The organism is Mesorhizobium sp. M0028 (assembly GCF_040323855.1).
Classification (GTDB): domain Bacteria; phylum Pseudomonadota; class Alphaproteobacteria; order Rhizobiales; family Rhizobiaceae; genus Mesorhizobium.
This window is the reverse complement of sequence record NZ_JAMYVG010000004.1, coordinates 354,401-371,142: the sequence shown is the minus strand read 5'-3', so window position 1 is coordinate 371,142 and position 16,742 is coordinate 354,401. Positions and strand designations below refer to the sequence as shown.

Below are 16,742 nucleotides of genomic sequence, written 5' to 3'. Positions count from 1 at the left end.
CAAACGTTCGACGCGCGCGATCTTGGACAGGTGTTCCACCACGCTGAGCCGCAGCACGAGCCGCTTCCGGTCGAGCAATAGTCCACTAGTTGAGCTCCGGCGGCAAACCGACGTTGAGACCCTTCAGCGCCAGCGACGTACGTTGGATGAGAAAAGGGTGCTGCGTGCACCGCGCCTTCCCCGCGCGCCGATGTTCCACCTGGACCGCAAAAAGTCCCGCCGCACTGCCAGAACGGCGGGACCGATCAAACGCTTTGCACCAGGCGGGGGGATGCGGGGGGTTGGGCTTGCCAAGTGAGCGCGGACCGTAACCAACCCTAAGCGCAACAGCGGCAACGCGTCCACCAACCGCCGGTTGGAGCGACAGGACGATTGAGCCGCCGGCAGGTCAGGTCATCCCGGGTCGCTATCGCTCGCAACCAGACGGTAGCGGAAATTGTTGCGGATGTGGTCGTTGAAATAGCGGCCCTTGGCGAACGCGGCCCGGAACGCGGCAAAGGTTTCCGGCGGTACCCCCTCAAACTCGTACCGTTTACCGCTGGCGACGAACCACACCGAGAGGGTCCTTCTATCCAGATCATATTCCATCTTGCGGATCGAAGTAGATGGCATGAGCACCACAGGCCGAGGCCCGCGACCTTGCGGGGAGCGCGGGCCGATCGGGATACCGATCTGCAGCAATACCTGGAGGGGAGGGTTCGCTGCGTGCACCGAACTTTCGCGGCGGTCCCGTGTTCCCAATCGAGATACACAAAAAGGTAGCTGCACCTTTCGGCATCACGCGCACGTTGGATTTCTGAGAAAGCGCGAGCGTCAATACTAACAATGCGGCTGGTCTCGAAGAAGCCGCCCATGACATTGCCGCTCGGGCGTCAGCCAAATGGGATTAGTTGCGCAGCATACTCATCCGGCGTGGGAGGGACACATGCCGATCCACCGAAAAGCTGAAGAGGCAGGCGTCTTCAATCCATCCGAACTCGCGTTGCTGGGCCGCGTGTTCGATCGGCTCAAGTTCGAAGGTCAATCTGAACAGCGGCGCGAAGCGCTGGCGTCTCGTATCCTTGCAAACTACACCGCTGGAATTACACACGAGGAAGAACTTGTTTCAACGTCGAAACTACCGCTGGCGCGCTAGGGAGTTGGCTTGTGTGGCGGGCCAGATCCCGCCGCGAAGGTGCGCCTGGCTTTTTGGCGTTTGCGGGCGTGCGCTCGTCAATCTAGAAACGTTGAATGTACCGCCGTCGGGCCTTTGCCCGCACCAGGACAGACCGACGGGAAGACGTATCGGCTTGTAAGCCCAGCGGCCCGCCCTTTTCCACGGCGTCGGCGGCGTCATCGTCGAGACCCACCGCGCGAACGCAGCAAGTTCTGACAGGCCGCAGGATCGGCATTTCCAAGGCCGCCGAGGCCGAATGGCGGTTCGGCTGCGCGGCTCGGAATATTTAAGTCGAAGGTTTTCATCCTGCGCATCGCGCCGCTGAGAACAACTTTCGATAGCGACTGATTGCTGCTGTTCGCCTGGAACCCCCGGGCCGCCTTCAACGTTGTTGGGCATGGCTGACGATCGCGCAAATCATCTGCTGGGCGTTGCAACCACCGCAAAGATCGGCAGCCATCCGATTCACCCCATGCTGATCCCTTTCCCGATCGCATTGCTCGTGTCGGTATTGCTGTCGGATTTAGTGTTCTGGTCGACCGGCAATGCATTCTGGGCCGAAGCATCCTTCTGGCTGCTCGGCTTTGCCCTGTTGATGAGCGCTGCCGCGGCGCTGGCCGGCTTTGCCGATTTTCTTGGAAATTCAAGGGTGCGGTCCATCAATGCCGCGTGGCACCATATGGTCGGCAACGTCGTGGCCGTGGTGCTGGCGCTGGCCAGCTTCATCCTGCGCCTAAGCGCCGGTGCCGCCGAGGGCGCCTTGCCCTGGGGCCTGGCGCTGTCGACGATTGTCGTTCTGCTGCTCCTTTATACCGGCTGGAAAGGCGGGACGCTTGTCTACGAACACAGGGTAGGCGTCCATCCCGAAGAGGGTGAGGACGTCAACTCCCGCCCGGAACTATCCCGATAGGGTTGACGAATGGCCGACCTGCCGGGAGCCGTCGTCGTGGTCACCGGCGTTGTTTCGTGTCTCTGGGATTCGTCAAATACCAGGGAGACACCATGAGTTTTGAGTTGCAGAGCCAAGGGCTGGCGCAAGGCTCAACGCAAGCCAGTTCTAAACCGTAGCCTGTGGGAGGAACTAGAAGTCCTCGTTGCCGGCCGCGATATCACCTGGGAACGGGTGCGTGGCCACAATGGCGATCCATTGAACGAGGAGGTCGACCGGTTAGCCAATGAAGCTGCTCGGTCGGCTAGGTTCTCATAAAATGCTCATTGCTGTCGGATTGGCGTTCGCGTCCATTGTTGCTTTAGCCAGGCTGCCCAAGTAAACATCGCTCCCCGGGCCGCATCGTGTCCCACTCAGTAAGTGACTGTGACGACGACAGTGTCGGTGTAAACACCGGCCGACGGCATGGCCTGCGGAGGCACCCGGCCATAAACGGTCAAGGCTGGGGTGTCCGGTGCCAGTTCCCGTCACCATGCTGCCAGCCATCGACGCATCACCCCAAGGCTGAGTTCGGGCAATGTCCTTGTAGAGCCCGTAAGTCACGGTTCCGCCCCCTTTGACATTTGCGGCTGCGGGGGTGAACCGGCGGTCGAGGCTGCCCAGTTCCGGCATTTCGGCGATCAGGCTGCGGGCAACGACAGGACCGACACCCGGCACGGAGGAAAGCAGCTTTTCGTTGACCCGCCAGACTGGGGACTTGCGGATATGATCGTCCATGCCCGCATCGAGGCTTGCCAGCTCAGGCCGAAGCGCGACGAGCAGCCGGTGGATGCTCTTTTGCGCCTGTTTCGCGATGACCGTGCGAGCACGGTTGTCCTCCGCCACAATCATCTGCACGATCTGACGCCGGCGGGCGACGAGCTCGGCCAGGGCCTCGGTTTCGGCGTCGCGCAATGGCCGCAATTGCGGCCTGGTCGCAGCGATGAAAGCGGCAATGACGGCAGCATCGATCGGGTCGGTCTTGGCCCGCTTGCCGAGTGCATTGGCATAGGCGCGCACCTGCGCCGGATTGACCACAACAATCGCCAGGCCGGCGCCTGCCAAGGCGGCGACCGCCCGTCTCTCGAAGCTGCCTGTCGGCTCCAATCCGACAACGGCCGGCGAAAGGGCTGCCAGCCGCCGAACCAGATCCTCCACCCCGGCGTGGTCATTCTCCACCGAGAACGCCTCGCCGGACGGCAAAACATGCACGTCGAGCCGATCCTTGGAAACGTCGATGCCAACAATGATTTCCATCCTGTCCCATCCTTGCCTAATCGGGCTTCGCTTGCGGCCCAGGCGACTGTTCGGGTTCGATGGAACGGCGGACGAAGACCCTTGCTCTCCCACGGCCTCGATCACCCAAAGATGCTCCGGTCTCCGGTCCGCCACCGCACCTGCCTTCATAGCACAGTCGGCAAAAAACGATACACGTTGGCCTCCTTGGCAGCCGCCTCAAAGGCTGACGACCTCTTGGGGGAAGACTCTGTCCTCGAACGCGTCCACGCAGGATTGGACCGCCTTGGTCCACTTCGGACCCTTTGTGTCCCACGCCATGAGTTCCTCGGCGGCTCCCTCGACGTGGCTGACCCCATTGCGAATGCCCGGACGTTTCGTTTTCACGTAGACCGGAGGGTTGAACGAGAGGGGAGCCATGAGGGGGGACTTAGAGCGACAAGAGCCCGCTGACCAACCCAGTTGTAGCCGCAGCCAAGGGAACGATGTAGGCCCTCGCGGGTTTAGAGGTTGCAGTGGTCCTTCTCGGATGTGCAGCCGCTGTGGCGGGGTCCGTCGCCTCCCCTTGCTGGCGGCGGGCTCCTTTCGCGAAGGCGGTGTTGGTCAGAGACACCTAGAACCTTATACCGCATCCAATTTAGCTAGTTGTCATTGGGGGGAGCAATGTCCCCTCCTCTTTTGCAGCAGCTAGGAATGCCTTGCGGGCCTCCTCAGGTTCCATCTCGTCGAAAAATTACGGCCATGCAAACGCGCACCGCGAGGTCCCACCAAGGACCACGCTTGGTCCACTTCATCAGCTCCTCGCCGGCTGCCTCGGCGTTGTTGACATTGCGGATGATCCCGGGACGCTCGGTCTTGACGGGGACCGGAGGGTTGAACCAGTGGAGAGCCATGCGGTCACTCTTTGTCGACCTTATCAAGTTCCTCCAGCAAATACCTTTGCTCAGCCCGCAGTTCCCGTTCTACAGGCAGATATAGCAGGTTGCGAAGGTAATTACGGATTACCTCTGACTATTGAAATGCGCAGGACGGCGCGCTTCCGTTGCGATGCCACAGCGGCTGAAGTTGGCTGACAGCTACTCGCGACCGTCAAAAGCCACGCAGAGGCCCAAGGCAGTTGCTGCCTCGACGATTGCCTCGGTTAGTTCTTCGTCGGAGGCCACCAAATAAGGCGCAGTCTCCCGAGCTTCGCGTAGTGCCGCTTTGATCGAGACGGTGTCGCCACGGTCCGTCGCGGATGGTGCGAAGGCCGAGTTCGGCGCAGCCGCGGTAGGCGCCCAGGGCATGCAAATTATGCGAGGTCGCACGAATAAGATCGAGGCGAACCCCGTCCTTGCGCCGGTGCGAGGAGCACTCAAAGCCTGCCATGAAAAACTGGCGAAGCGCGAAGCTTGCGGAACCGGAGCCTCCAGAACCGGAGCCTCCACCTGGTGCTCGTCCCTGCGCCCCACTTCGCTCATTCGAAGTCTCCTTTCAGCAGTCGGCTTCGAACTCGGCCGCCTTGTTAGGACCGGGAACCGCGTTGGCGAAATACCGCATCCAATCGGGCGCGCGCCATCTTCGTTGCTCAGTCCAGCTCGTCCTTGCGTGGCCGGGTAATGCCGAACCGATTGGTCGAGCCTTGTTCCTGTGGTGGACTGTCCGGAGCTGGGGGCGAATGAGGAACAAGGGGGGCCGTGCCAAGTTCGGGGCGATGTACCACCGCCGATCGACTCGAGCGGCTGCTCAGCAACAAGAGAGGCACGGGATCACATGACCGTTCAGATTCGACTTTCCGAGATCGACCACGCCAGGCGCGAGGATCGTGGCGACGGCGCTTGGAGCATCGCACCGGACTTGGGCTATTTGCGGCTAGCAATCGTCAATGTCGTGTTCTTCGGCGCACCGGGCAGCGGAGATCGGAACTGGGTGCTGATCGATACCGGGTTGCCGACGTCCCGCAGCAGCATTCTTGCGGTCGCGGAAAGGCGGTTTGGCACGAACGCACGGCCGGCCGCGATCATCCTGACCCACGGCCATTTCGACCATGTGGGAACGGTTCTAGACCTCGCAAATAAATGGGACGTGCCTGTCTTCGCGCATCCACTCGAGCACCCCTATTTGGACGGAACCGCATCCTATCCGCCACCCGATCCCTGGGTCGGGGGTGGACTGATGGCGCTGCTGTCGCCGCTTTTTCCACGCGGGCCAATTGATCTTGGCAACCGTTTGGAACTCTTACCTGCCGACGGATCGATCCCCGGAATGCCCGGATGGCGATGGTTACACACACCCGGGCACGCGCCTGGGCATATCTCGCTCTGGCGCGAGAAGGACCGTTCGCTGATCGTAGGGGACGCTTTCATCACCACCGGTCAGGAGTCAGTCTATGAGGTCGCCGTTCAGGATCTTGAGATGCACGGTCCGCCGCGCTACTTCACGCCGGACTGGGATGCGGCGGAAAGATCCGTGAAGCACCTGGCTGCCCTGAACCCGCAGATGGTCATCAGTGGACACGGTGCGGCTGCTGCGGGAGTGGGCATGCGTCACGCTCTTGACAGCCTGGCTGAGCGGTTCAGGGTGTTCGCCGTCCCGCCGAAATTGAAATTTGTGCGCGAGCCGGCGGCAGTCCAAGGTAGCTGAGGCTAACCGAGCCGCCGCCGTTCTGAAGTATGGTCAAGTTGGGCAGACTCTATTTCTCGAGCCGGTAGAGTTACCCGTCGGGTCGTGCCCCCTACCGTCGCCGACAAACTCTGACAAGCGGAACAAACCCGGAAGGCGCCGGGTTAGGGCGTTCGATCGGCGCAGGCGACAGCGGCCAAGCGCCCCGAAGTTCTGCGTCAGGAGAAGACGTCAGATGGAAAAGAGTACCCGAGGACGCGCCCTCTCCGCCGGCGAGCCGACCGGCAAGAAGTTGTTCGAGCCCACACGCGTCGGCATCCGCCGAGACTTGGCTTCGATTCGCTCAACCGTGGAGGAGACCAAATGGCAAATCTGGGAAGATTGGCGATCGCCATGCTTGGCGTTCTGGCATACCAAAATCGCGACAAGCTCTGTGAATTGATTCCGGGAGCGGGGTATCTTAACCCAAACGACCCGCAACGCAGAATTCTGGCTCAGATAACGAATGGCGTGTCGAGGGCTGACCTTGGTGAGATCCTCGACCGGTTCAGGGAGGTGGGGGCAGGATCGAAGGTCGACTCGTGGGTTGGCAGCGGGCCAAACCAACCGATCGAGCCAAGGGACGTCGAAGCGGCAATGGACGAAGGTACACTCACGTCCATTTTGATGCACACGGGTCTTTCGCGCGACGAGCTAATCAGAAGGATTGCGCGGGATCTACCCGAGACAGTCAACGAGATCACGCCGAATGGTGAATGGCCGCCTGAGCCGACACAAGGCTTGGATAAGTCGACGCTGCTCGACAATGTATCGTAGGGGACGCAGCCAGGAATGCAGCCGGCCAAGGCGAGATCCAGTACTCTACACCGGGGAATCCAATTGCTCGGACGCACCCAGTTGGACAGCCCGCCAGCCGCAAGTTACCGGCCTTGGGAAGGCTCGTCGGTCGTGTCCCATCAGGTGGTGTAGCTCGGCGGTTACGAAGCCGCTCGCGAGCGCGCCGTCAGTAGCGAGTGGGGCGGCCGAGGTCGCGGGGCAGCGGTGGTCCAAGCATCGGGGGCTTGGGCTTGATCCCGGAATAGTCCTTAGACAGCCTTTCAATTGCCTCCGTGGTTGGCTTCCGCTCAGTGTTGTAAAGCTCGTCAGCCTGCTCTTTGATGCGCAGCGCCGGTCCCTGCAGCGCCATCATGGTGACGCCTAGCTAGACTAGAACGGTGCCGGAAGCAACAGCTGCAATGGCGACAATAATGCTGCGCTTGAAGCGCACAGCGCGGCGAGGCGAGGCCCGCAGCTGCAGCTGTTCTGGATCGAGTTTCGGTGTAGCATCGGAGCGGGGAGTATCCGTCATGGACCGCATCCCGTTCATCGAGATCTCCAGCCCCACACGATCTGAGAAGGCGGCCGGGAGATGGGGCAGAAGTCGGGTGCTCCGCGTTAAGTGAAGCATGCGGCAACGGAGGCACGCCTTGCGAAGCTCGCCGGTCACTGTCGTGTCATGTTCCCGTAGACCTCCGGAGTGCGCCACCGTCCGCCCATCACTTGGTTTGTCTTGGCGGGGCGGTTGCGGCAAGCGCGTCGGCCGACAAAGCGTCTGTTGAACTGCTACGCCCAGAATACATCGCCATCGCAGCGGCAGCGCAGGGCGGCAAGCGGCACCGCGACAAGGAAGCGGTCTGCCCACCATCAGGTTTCCTCCAAGCCCAGCTCCAGGGCTCGGCCGGACTTTGTCTCCCCACCTACCTTGCTATTGTGCAATGCGGCAGCGATATTGCTGCGCATGCGTTGCGCGGATCGAGGTCCATTCGGGCATCACAACCGGAGGCGGCTCGATTGCGAAAAAAATCCGATACGTCGCAAGTATCGCCGCGTTGTAAGCGCGATATGCGTCACATACTCCCAAACGTAGCGGGTCGAACCATCTGCAGACGCTGGCCGAGTTCGGTACCAAACCCGGCGCGTTGGGGGCCACGTTTTATCTTCCCGATGAACTGCCCAAAGGCGCTCCGCTCGTCGTCATGCTGCATGGCTGCACCCAGACTGCGGCAGCGTACAACCGTCACTCCGGATGGTCGCGACTTTCGGACGAAACCGGGTTCGCCCTGCTCTTTCACGAGCAGCAACGCGGCAACAATCCAAACCTCTGTTTCAAATGGTTCCAGCCTGACGACGCCAAGCGCGGTTCGGGCGAGGCGCTTTCGATCCGCCAGATCAAGACGATGGTCGTCACCCACGGTATCGACCACGGGCTTTTCGGCTGGAGGCGCAATGGCAGCGGCCATGCTGGCGACATATCCGGAAGTATTTGGAAGGCTGTGCGATATTGCCGGCCTGCCCTACGGCAGCGCAACGACACACCGGACGCGTTCGATAGAATGCGTGGACATGGCGGCCCGTCGGAACAGGATCTGCAACGAACTCCGCGGCGCGTCGCATCATCGAGGACCGTGGCCGAAGATCTCAGTTTGCCACGGCACCGCCGACCAGACGGTTTCGCCTTCCAACGCCGAAGCGCTCGCGAGCCACTGGCGGGAGGTCCATCGGGCAAAAGCGCTAACGCATCTTTAGGCTGCCGGCCAGCACGCAAAGCAAGTTTGGCGTGATGGCGCGGGAGAAGTCTTGATCGAGGTCAACATGATCGCTGGGATGGGCCACGGTACACCGCTCGGCAACGGCCTCGGCGCTCCGGGACCCTTTATGCTTGATGTCGGCATCTCTTCCACTCAGGAGATCGCGCGGTTCTGGGGCATCTTGGTAACGGAGAAGGGTGTCTCCACGACATCGAGGCCAGAGTTGCCTGCTCGCCAGCACGTGCCATCCCGTTTGGAGATACCAGCTATGGAAAAGGCGAAGACGGCGTCCTCGGAGTCAACCGCCACCCTCCAGTCCCCGCGTACTAACGCATCGGGCCAGCCGGGCGTGAAGAACCTCATCGAGCACGCCCTTCGGACAGCGGGCCTTATGCGCTAACCCAAGCGAGCGCACCGCCCCCACACGTCGTCCCTGCTTCCCCGCCAATAATAATGCGGCCCTTCGACCGGGAAATTTGGACCGCGTGATGGAAGCCGTCTCGAAGACCTCGGGCCTATTTGCAAGCACACTGTTCAAGGCCGCGATATGAACGCAACCCAGTGCAGTATGTTCGACGGCAATTTTTCAGCTTGCTGCCGCCGATCGTTTGAAGATGATGGTCACCTTCGTCCCTTTGCTAGCGCTAGAGTCGACTGCGAACTGCGCCTTGGCGTTCTCGGTCAGCGAGCGCGCGATCAGCGCTCCGAGCTTGCCTGGCTTGGGCCACGTCTCGCCTTCCGGCAGGCCGATTCCGTCGTCCGCCACTATAACCCGGCAGCCGTCGCCATTGACGATGCTGTGCAGCGTTATCGTGCCGCCGTCGCGTCCCCGGAACGCATGCTTTAGTGAATTGGTCAGCAATTCGTTCACGACCAGTCCCGCCGGCATGGCGACGTTTATTGACACGGGATATGTATCCACCTTCATATCCAGGCGGATCCCCTCGACTGCGTGCGAACTCATCACCGCGGACGCGATCTGGCTGAGATAGACGCCAAGATCGACCTCCTCCTTCGGCTCGTCGGCCGTTAGCGTCTGGTAGAGGATCGCCAGAGCGTCGACGCGACCGGCGAGCCGCTCAAACCGTCTCCGGTCGGCCTCGGTTGCGTTGCGGCTTTCCAGCCGGATCAGTGCAGTGATCATCTGCAGGTTGTTCTTTACCCGGTGCTGCAGTTCGCGTAGCAGCGTGTCTTTCTCGCTGACACGCTCCTCCACCGAGCGCTCATCTCCCGCCTCGCCATGGGCCGATACGTCGACCAGCGCCACCAGCCGGAAGCACATCTTGCCGTTGTCGTCCTCGATCACGTTGGAATAAACATCGACGATCGTCGGCTTATCCTCGTTGCGTTCCAGCCTGTAGGTGCCGACTAAATCGGTTCCCTCGACCACGGCCTCGGCAAGCGGCCGGTCCTTCTGCTCGTGGAGGCCTTTGCCCAAAAGGGCTGCCCAGTTTTCCCGGGTGAGCCTGGCGGCCATCAGGCCTGAGAGCTTCTCGAATTCGGGATTGGCGTAGACCACACGCTCCTCAGCGGCAAGGTCGGAAACGGCTATGGCGATCGGCACCTGGTCAAGGAATTTTTTGAACTGTTCGCTTTCCAGTGCGGTTGCAAGCTCAGGTGTATCAAGCAACTGCTCGACCGCCGCGGGCTTCTCTGAATCAGATGTCATTTGCGCGCCTGTTCCGTGCGTACAATATCAACAATGCAGCGCCCCCGCCATCGCCAAAGCTGGACACTGCATTTTCATGCGCCGCGTATAGGCCTCGAGGAACAAGTCGCCAGTCAGCTGGACTTCATGCGGGCCGAGAACGATAGCGTGAATGCGATCACGCAGATGACCACCGGCCAATTGAACCAGCTACCTGAGCATCACGATAGCTTATCTATCTTGGCCCGGCCCTGCCCCGGCCTTTTCAGACGTGCGCTGACGCGATGGTCGAGCCATATCGACTCGCCTACATCGTATGTTCACGACAGCGGAAATCGCCTGTGGGCAATGCAACCAGGCAGATCATCGAAGATTGCCCGGGACATCACGTCGCCGAGGGAAACCGGGCATCGTATTCGCATGCTGATGCGCGAGGTCAACCATCGCGTCAAATCAGTATTCGATCATCATTTCGATCCGCGAGACCAACAAGCGGGCCGAAAGCCCGGCCGCATTGGAAGCGCATTGTGTCACACATTTATGCCACTCCTTGTCAGGCTGACTTGGCCGCTGGCAGTGCCGAAGATATTTGGGCCGGCTGCAGTGTCGACCGTCTCCGCTTCGGCTATGAAGGAACTTGCAAGCCGTCCCTCGCAATTGCGGTCCACCTCAGCGGAATCGGGCTTACTTGTTCCGTCGGCGCTGCTTCGCTCCAGCTATAAAGAGGTATCGGTGCCTGCCGGAATCCTAGCCGGCGATGGTGACCGCCTGCTCGATGCGAAGGGGCAGGCCCACCGCCTTCATGCTGATGTGCCAGGTTCGCTGATTCATATCGTGCAGAATTCCGGTCACATGGTGCACCACAGCGCGTCCCAAGCCGTCCTTGCCATGATCCATACAGTGGTCGCCACGGCGGGAGCGAACGATGAAGCATTGCGGCGCACCCATGACTAGCCCCCCGCAACGCTACCGGTGCGACTCGCGGCTTGCTGCAATCGATGCGTGCCTTGCCGAGCTGCGCGGCAAACAATTTAGACCTGAGCCAAACATCCTTGTTGCGGTGTGGCTTCAAATGCGTACCGAACGTGGAGCCGCTTGCATGTAACCAAATTGCCGGCTCGGCGTTTCCTTCGACGCCGTTGCAACGGTCCCGCCCACCAACGCAAGCTTACAGAACACGAATTAGCGAGGCGATAGCTTCTTCCACAAGTATAGACTGGCAAATTCATGGGTCGTAATTTTCTGGTGATTGAACCTGAGGAAGGCATTGCCGTGCTCAAGGGGCTTGCCTCCTCGGCGCGTATCTCGATGCTGAAACTGCTGCATGAGAAGGGGCCGATGAATGTCAACGAAATCGCCGCCGTGCTGTCGCTGCCGCAGTCGACCGTCTCGACCAACATCCAGGTGCTGGAGGATGCGGGGCTGATCCGCACCGAGCACCTGAAAGCGAAGAAGGGCAGTCAGAAAATCTGTTATCCGACGGCCGAAGAAGTGCTCGTAGTGTTCAAGGGCGAATATCGTGCGGTCAAGAACGACGCGATCGAAGTGTCGATGCCGATCGGGCTTTACACCGGCTTCGAGGTTACCGCGCCCTGCGGCCTTTGTTCGCCGGACGGCATCATCGGTCTGCTCGATGTTCCCAACACTTTCCTCGATCCGGATCGTATGAAAGCCGGGCTGTTGTGGTTCACCCGCGGTTTTGTCGAATACCAGTTTCCCAATAATGCCAAGCTCGCCAATGCCGAGATCACCGAGCTCGAAGTGGCGATAGAGCTGTCTTCGGAAGTGCCGGGCACCAGCGCCGATTGGCCGTCGGACATCACGCTGACGATCAATGGCGTCGATGTCGGCACCTGGACGTCGCCGGGGGATTTCGGTGACAAACGCGGCGTCTTCACGCCGTCCTGGTGGAAACTCAAGGGTTCGCAATACGGCAAGCTCAAGAACTGGCGAATTGCCAATGACGGCACCTATGTCGACGGCCTCAGGATTTCCGAAACCGGCCTCGCCGCACTCGATCTGAAGAGCCATCATTCAATCCGCGTCCGTATCGGCGTCAAGGACGACGCCAAGCGCCCTGGCGGGATCAACATTTTCGGCAAGGGCTTTGGAAATTACGATCAGGACATCCTGCTCAGGATCAAAACCGGTTGATATCATCGATCCCGGTTTGAAAAATAGTGAACCCAATTTCAGCTGCTTCCTTTCATCTAGCCAACTCGCATCCAATGGTCAGACTTACGGCTATCTTGTCACCGGCGCTGAGAAACCGATTGGCACGACTGGTCTCACCGAGGAGTTCGAAGAGAGAATTTAAATGTATTATCTGACGACCAGCTTACCTTGATCCATTTTATACTCTCAACCTGCCTCGTCGCAGGCTTCGCCGACTGCCTACGTCATCCGCCTGGGACATCTAGCCCATCCGTTATCGCTTGACGACCATTGATCCGAAACGGCGACTGGCAGCACCATTGTGATGAGCAAGCTTAATCTGTGCCTTTCTTGGGTTTTGTCGGCGTCCGTCGGCAATGCGACCTGGACGAGGTGGGTAGCCCAGCGGCTACGATTGGATCACGTTCTCTAGGCTACTCTGGAAAGTATGTGCCGATCCAAGTCGCACTTGGCCAAGCCATATCGCCAGCGGTGGTTCGTCGTCTCGCGTCTGCTCTGGTAGAACAAAGTCAATTGCCGGCCTTCGATCATTACGGTCGAATGGCCATTCTCGCCGGGCTCACCAGGGTCGAGAACGGGGCCAACGGAAACGTAGGGACCCTTGACGTCATCGGCGATGGCGAAGAAGACGCGCTGCCGGCTGCCGCGCGGACCTTCGGGGAGGAAGCAGGTGGCGTTAAGAAGCACACGACCGTCCGGGAGCTCGACGAGCTGCGCGCCTTCGATCCCCCATTCGTAATCCGGGTGTTCGCGCGCATTGTGATGCGGCACGTCGAGATGATCGAGTATTTTGCCGAGACGTTTCCATGGCCCGAACCAGGAATCGGATTGGCTGCGCGCCAGATAGACATCAGGCTGGGGCACCTTGGTGAATTTGGGCATGCCTGAATAGACGATGTAGCGCTTGCCGTCGACGATTGCCGGATGGGGATCGTAGATGCCGTCCTCATCGGTGTCGGGCAGCGACAATATCGCCGGATTGAGCACCACCCAATGAAAGCCGTCATTGGAGACCGCGTGCTCGCAACGTCCGCCGGACTTCATGAATTCGGTCTGGATGAACATATGGAAGACGCCGCACTCATGAATGACGCCGGGCGCCGCAATGCCCGATCCGGTTACCGGCAAAACGATCGCCTCGTGCTCTGTCCAGGGTCCATAAAGATCCGGCGCTGTGGCGTGGAGGATTTTCCAGCTCTCGGTTGTGACGGTGCCGCTGGAGCCGAAGACGTGCCAGAGCGTGCCATCGAACACCGGACAAGGGTCCTTCAGATCATCCACCGCCTGCGGGTGAAACAGTGGAAAGACGTTGGTTTCAAAGTCGATCTTCATTCGCAAGCATTCCCGCGATTGTTTCGCGGACCCCTTTCATTTGGACCGTCTGCGTGACTCAGCCGAATCGATTCGCAGCCCTCATTTATAACTCCGCCCATGAACGGTTGTTGAACGATTGAACGATTTCAACCGTTCTGTGGCAATGCGCCACATTTTGGGTGAGGTCACGCACGGCGCGGGGCTTCAGCTTCTGGAGCGGCCATCATGTCAGCCGGATGCAGGGTCGTTCGGCTTGACCTTCTCTGTTGAGCCATGGCCGGAATGGAGCGGACCGCTGGCCTCGCCCGAGACAGTTTGGAACTATGGAACAACTTACTGGGATGAAAGTTATATAGATGGCTGCGAATTTCATTCGAAGCTGCCTCGATTAACGTATGTTAGCCGAGGCAATTTCTAATTGTAACGAAGGATTTCTATATGGAAATGGCGGTGGGCACCTCCCTAAAACCAAACACCACCGTACAGTCGTCAATTTTACTTTGCTTTTCCCACCTCCGATGGAATTTTGTATTCCAAAGACCGCAACAGATTCTGACGCTCGCCTCAAAACAGCAGCAGCTAATTTATTTCGAGGAGCCGATCTTCGACGAAAGGCGCCACGCTTCGACGCGGGTGAACGATGTTTCACCTACGATCAGAATTGTGACGCCGCTGATCCCAGTTGGTACTTCCGCGACCAGGGCGAACGCGATCCAGCGCAGGTTCGTCGATCAGATCCTCGCCTCCACGCCGCATGACCGATTGACGACCTGGTATTACACGCCCATGGCGCTACGCTTCAGCGATCATCTCGCCTGTGACGTCTGCGTCTACGACTGCATGGATGAACTCTCCGCGTTCAAAGACGCTCCCGCAGAGTTGACGCAGTTGGAAAAGGCGCTGTTGCAACGTGCCGATGTCGTCTTCACGGGCGGGCAGAGCCTTTACGAGGCCAAGCGAAGCCTGCATCGTTCGATCTTTGCTTTTCCAAGCAGCATCGACGTTGCACATTTCCATCAGGCGAGAGAGCCGGGTGAGGACCCACTCGACCAGGCCAACATACCTCACCCGAGAGTGGGGTATTTCGGGGTCATTGACGAGCGGCTCGACGTCGAATTGGTAGCGGAGACGGCTGCAGCAATGCCGGACGTGCAATTCGTCATGCTCGGCCCTGTGGTCAAGATCGATCCGGCGAGGCTGCCCACGGCAAGCAACCTGCATTGGCTGGGCGGCAAGTCCTATGCCGACCTGCCACGCTACCTCCGGCATTGGAGTGCCGGCTGGATGCCTTTCAAGCTCAACGAGGCGACACGCTACATCAGTCCGACAAAGACTCCTGAATTCCTGGCGGCAGGACTGCCGGTGGTTTCGACAGCGATCGTCGACGTCGTGCGCACCTACGGCGCCGAAGGCCTTGTCGACATTGTCGACGCCGAGGATGTCGAAGCCAAGCTTCGATCCATCCTGGCGCGTCCTCGCGATTTCCTGGTGGAGAAAGCCGACGCCTACCTCGCCGATATGTCCTGGGACAAGACCTGGAATGCGATGGCGGCCCACATCCAGCGCGCCCACGCGATGAAGAGCGTCGTGCCGTTGCTGAGGGGAGCGTGAGCATGTTCGACTGGCTGATCGTCGGCGCCGGCTTCGCCGGCAGCGTGCTGGCGGAACGCATCGCATCGCAGCGACAAGAAAGCGTCCTGATCGTCGACAGACGAAATCACATCGGCGGCAATGCGTATGACTGTTATGACGAGGCAGGGATCCTGATCCACCGCTATGGGCCGCACATATTCCACACCAACGCCCAATCGATCGTCGACTACCTGTCGCAGTTCACCGAATGGCGGTCTTACGAACACCGCGTGCTGTCGCTGGTCGACGGAAAGCTGCTGCCGATACCGATCAACCTAGACACCATAAATCGCCTTTACGGCCTTAAGCTGACATCCGAGCAGCTGCAGGAGTTCTTCGCTTCCCGGCGAGAGACGGTGGAAGAAGTCCGCACAGCCGAAGACGTCGTCGTGAGCACCGTGGGCAGGGAGCTCTACGAGAAATTCTTCCGCGGCTACACGAGGAAGCAGTGGGGTGTTGACCCTTCCCAGCTGAGCAAGTCGGTGACGGCGCGAGTCCCAACCCGGACCGATCGGGATGATCGCTACTTTGGCGACACTTTCCAGAAAATGCCGGCAGGCGGGTATACGCGCATGTTCCAGCGCATGCTGGATAATCCCAAGATCAAGATCATGCTGCAGACCGACTACCGCGAAATTCGCGACAAGATCCCCTTCCAGCGGATGATCTATACCGGTCCGATCGACGAGTATTTCGACTGGAAGCTTGGTCGCTTGCCCTACCGTTCGCTGCGCTTTGAGCACACGACGCTTGATTGCGAGGAGTTTCAGCCGGTCGCCGTCGTCAACTATCCGCAGACGGAAAACTACACCCGCATCACCGAGTACAAGCATCTGACCGGACAGAAGAGTCCGAAGACCAGCCTGACCTACGAATACCCCTCGGACATCGGAGATCCCTATTACCCGGTGCCGCGGCCCGAAAACGAGGCGTTGTACAAGAGCTACGAAGCGTTGGCAGCGGCGTGCCCACAGGTCTGGTTCGTCGGACGTCTGGCGACATATCGCTATTACAATATGGATCAGGTCGTCGGGCAGGCTTTGGCGACGTTCGCGCGCCTTCAAAAGAGCATGCCGGTAAACGGCATCGGGCAGATGCCGAGGCAGCGCGAGGCGGCGGAGTGAACGATGCGCCGGGATTAAGCTGCATTCGCGGTGACCATTAACATTTGAGATGGCGCAAAGATCAGCCGAAGCTAATATGCCGTTGGAGGGGTCGTGCGTACGAGACGTTTCACAAAGCCGATAGTCGTTCAACCGGCCGGATCGATCGCGACAGGGTTGTTGTCTCGGTAACGGACGCGGCCGAGGTTCTGCTGAAGGATTGGCCGGAGCCGGCTTGCAAGCGTCGAGACTCGCAACAATCGAGGCGTGCCTTGCCGTCATGCGCGGTGAAAAGTCGCCAAGAGTCGCACGCGAGGCGATCATCGCTGCGGCCAAGGACCCCAGGATCTTTCTCGGTGGACAGATTTAGGCTTACCGCGTT

The 16,742-nt window shown here is 59.8% G+C and carries 18 protein-coding genes and 2 pseudogenes; 12 read left to right on the top strand and 8 right to left on the bottom strand.

Going from position 1 to position 16,742, the window contains the following annotated elements:
* Positions 1–393: 393 nt before the first annotated feature.
* A complete protein-coding gene (locus NKJ93_RS12245; protein WP_023722567.1) occupies positions 394–612 on the bottom strand; it encodes a KTSC domain-containing protein in 219 nt (72 codons plus the stop codon).
* 313 nt (positions 613–925) lie between these two features.
* On the opposite strand from NKJ93_RS12245, the gene NKJ93_RS12240 reads away from it, so the two are divergent.
* The 3 genes from NKJ93_RS12240 to NKJ93_RS12230 all read left to right on the top strand — a co-directional run bounded on the left by NKJ93_RS12240 (position 926) and on the right by NKJ93_RS12230 (position 2,363).
* A complete protein-coding gene (locus tag NKJ93_RS12240) occupies positions 926–1,135 on the top strand; it encodes a hypothetical protein (protein ID WP_023722566.1) in 210 nt (69 codons plus the stop codon).
* A 418-nt stretch (positions 1,136–1,553) separates the two neighbouring features.
* A complete protein-coding gene (locus NKJ93_RS12235) occupies positions 1,554–2,066 on the top strand; it encodes a DUF2231 domain-containing protein (RefSeq protein ID WP_352589234.1) in 513 nt (170 codons plus the stop codon).
* 99 nt (positions 2,067–2,165) lie between these two features.
* Positions 2,166–2,363 (top strand): RNase H family protein, encoded by a 198-nt coding sequence (locus NKJ93_RS12230; protein WP_352589231.1) that lies wholly within the window; start codon positions 2,166–2,168, stop codon positions 2,361–2,363.
* Between the two features lie 95 nt (positions 2,364–2,458).
* On the opposite strand, the pseudogene NKJ93_RS33600 reads toward NKJ93_RS12230, so the two are convergent.
* The 3 genes and pseudogenes from NKJ93_RS33600 to NKJ93_RS12215 all read right to left on the bottom strand — a co-directional run.
* Positions 2,459–2,663, bottom strand: a pseudogene (locus NKJ93_RS33600) (spore coat protein U domain-containing protein); the annotation flags it as partial.
* A gap of 24 nt (positions 2,664–2,687) precedes the next feature.
* Positions 2,688–3,341: pseudogene (locus NKJ93_RS12220) on the bottom strand (IS110 family transposase); the annotation flags it as partial.
* Between the two features lie 689 nt (positions 3,342–4,030).
* Positions 4,031–4,213 (bottom strand): hypothetical protein, encoded by a 183-nt coding sequence (locus NKJ93_RS12215; RefSeq protein WP_352589228.1) that lies wholly within the window; start codon positions 4,211–4,213, stop codon positions 4,031–4,033.
* An 859-nt stretch (positions 4,214–5,072) separates the two neighbouring features.
* Here NKJ93_RS12215 and NKJ93_RS12210 point away from each other — a divergent pair.
* Together NKJ93_RS12210 and NKJ93_RS12205 are read left to right on the top strand one after the other, a co-directional pair.
* Complete coding sequence (locus NKJ93_RS12210) at positions 5,073–5,942, top strand: MBL fold metallo-hydrolase (RefSeq protein WP_352589225.1); 870 nt, start codon at positions 5,073–5,075, stop codon at positions 5,940–5,942.
* 342 nt (positions 5,943–6,284) lie between these two features.
* Complete coding sequence (locus NKJ93_RS12205) at positions 6,285–6,737, top strand: YidB family protein (protein WP_352494309.1); 453 nt, start codon at positions 6,285–6,287, stop codon at positions 6,735–6,737.
* 187 nt (positions 6,738–6,924) lie between these two features.
* On the opposite strand, the gene NKJ93_RS12200 is transcribed toward NKJ93_RS12205, so the two are convergent.
* Positions 6,925–7,110 carry a hypothetical protein gene (locus NKJ93_RS12200; RefSeq protein WP_352494310.1) on the bottom strand — a complete coding sequence of 62 codons (186 nt, stop codon included), beginning with the start codon at positions 7,108–7,110 and terminating at the stop codon, positions 6,925–6,927.
* A 12-nt stretch (positions 7,111–7,122) separates the two neighbouring features.
* Positions 7,123–7,269, bottom strand: coding sequence for a hypothetical protein (locus tag NKJ93_RS12195; protein ID WP_352589222.1), 147 nt, complete (start codon positions 7,267–7,269; stop codon positions 7,123–7,125).
* Positions 7,270–7,936: 667 nt separating this feature from the next.
* On the opposite strand from NKJ93_RS12195, the gene NKJ93_RS12190 reads away from it, so the two are divergent.
* Together NKJ93_RS12190 and NKJ93_RS12185 are read left to right on the top strand one after the other, a co-directional pair.
* Positions 7,937–8,521 carry a PHB depolymerase family esterase gene (locus NKJ93_RS12190; RefSeq protein WP_502895954.1) on the top strand — a complete coding sequence of 195 codons (585 nt, stop codon included), beginning with the start codon at positions 7,937–7,939 and terminating at the stop codon, positions 8,519–8,521.
* 16 nt (positions 8,522–8,537) lie between these two features.
* A complete protein-coding gene (locus NKJ93_RS12185; protein ID WP_023722557.1) occupies positions 8,538–8,888 on the top strand; it encodes a hypothetical protein in 351 nt (116 codons plus the stop codon).
* 186 nt (positions 8,889–9,074) lie between these two features.
* Here NKJ93_RS12185 and NKJ93_RS12180 read toward each other — a convergent pair whose 3' ends face one another.
* Positions 9,075–10,157, bottom strand: a complete 1,083-nt coding sequence (locus tag NKJ93_RS12180) for a sensor histidine kinase (RefSeq protein ID WP_352494311.1) — start codon at positions 10,155–10,157, stop codon at positions 9,075–9,077.
* A 33-nt stretch (positions 10,158–10,190) separates the two neighbouring features.
* Here NKJ93_RS12180 and NKJ93_RS12175 point away from each other — a divergent pair, with 33 nt between their 5' ends.
* Entirely contained in the window at positions 10,191–11,090 is a 900-nt protein-coding gene (locus tag NKJ93_RS12175) for an alpha/beta fold hydrolase (RefSeq protein WP_352589219.1), read from the top strand.
* Positions 11,091–11,363: 273 nt separating this feature from the next.
* Positions 11,364–12,290: an ArsR/SmtB family transcription factor gene (locus tag NKJ93_RS12170; protein ID WP_352589216.1), complete on the top strand. Its 927-nt coding sequence runs from the start codon at positions 11,364–11,366 to the stop codon at positions 12,288–12,290.
* Positions 12,291–12,719: 429 nt separating this feature from the next.
* Here the strand turns inward: NKJ93_RS12170 and NKJ93_RS12165 are convergent, their stop codons facing one another.
* Complete coding sequence (locus NKJ93_RS12165) at positions 12,720–13,643, bottom strand: glycoside hydrolase family protein (RefSeq protein WP_352589214.1); 924 nt, start codon at positions 13,641–13,643, stop codon at positions 12,720–12,722.
* 645 nt (positions 13,644–14,288) lie between these two features.
* Here NKJ93_RS12165 and NKJ93_RS12160 point away from each other — a divergent pair.
* From NKJ93_RS12160 to NKJ93_RS12150, 3 genes are all read left to right on the top strand, one after another.
* Positions 14,289–15,236, top strand: a complete 948-nt coding sequence (locus NKJ93_RS12160; RefSeq protein ID WP_352589211.1) for a glycosyltransferase family protein — start codon at positions 14,289–14,291, stop codon at positions 15,234–15,236.
* A 2-nt stretch (positions 15,237–15,238) separates the two neighbouring features.
* Positions 15,239–16,381, top strand: a complete 1,143-nt coding sequence (gene glf / locus NKJ93_RS12155; protein WP_352589208.1) for a UDP-galactopyranose mutase — start codon at positions 15,239–15,241, stop codon at positions 16,379–16,381.
* A 259-nt stretch (positions 16,382–16,640) separates the two neighbouring features.
* Positions 16,641–16,730 (top strand): hypothetical protein, encoded by a 90-nt coding sequence (locus NKJ93_RS12150; protein WP_352494395.1) that lies wholly within the window; start codon positions 16,641–16,643, stop codon positions 16,728–16,730.
* Positions 16,731–16,742: the final 12 nt, after the last annotated feature.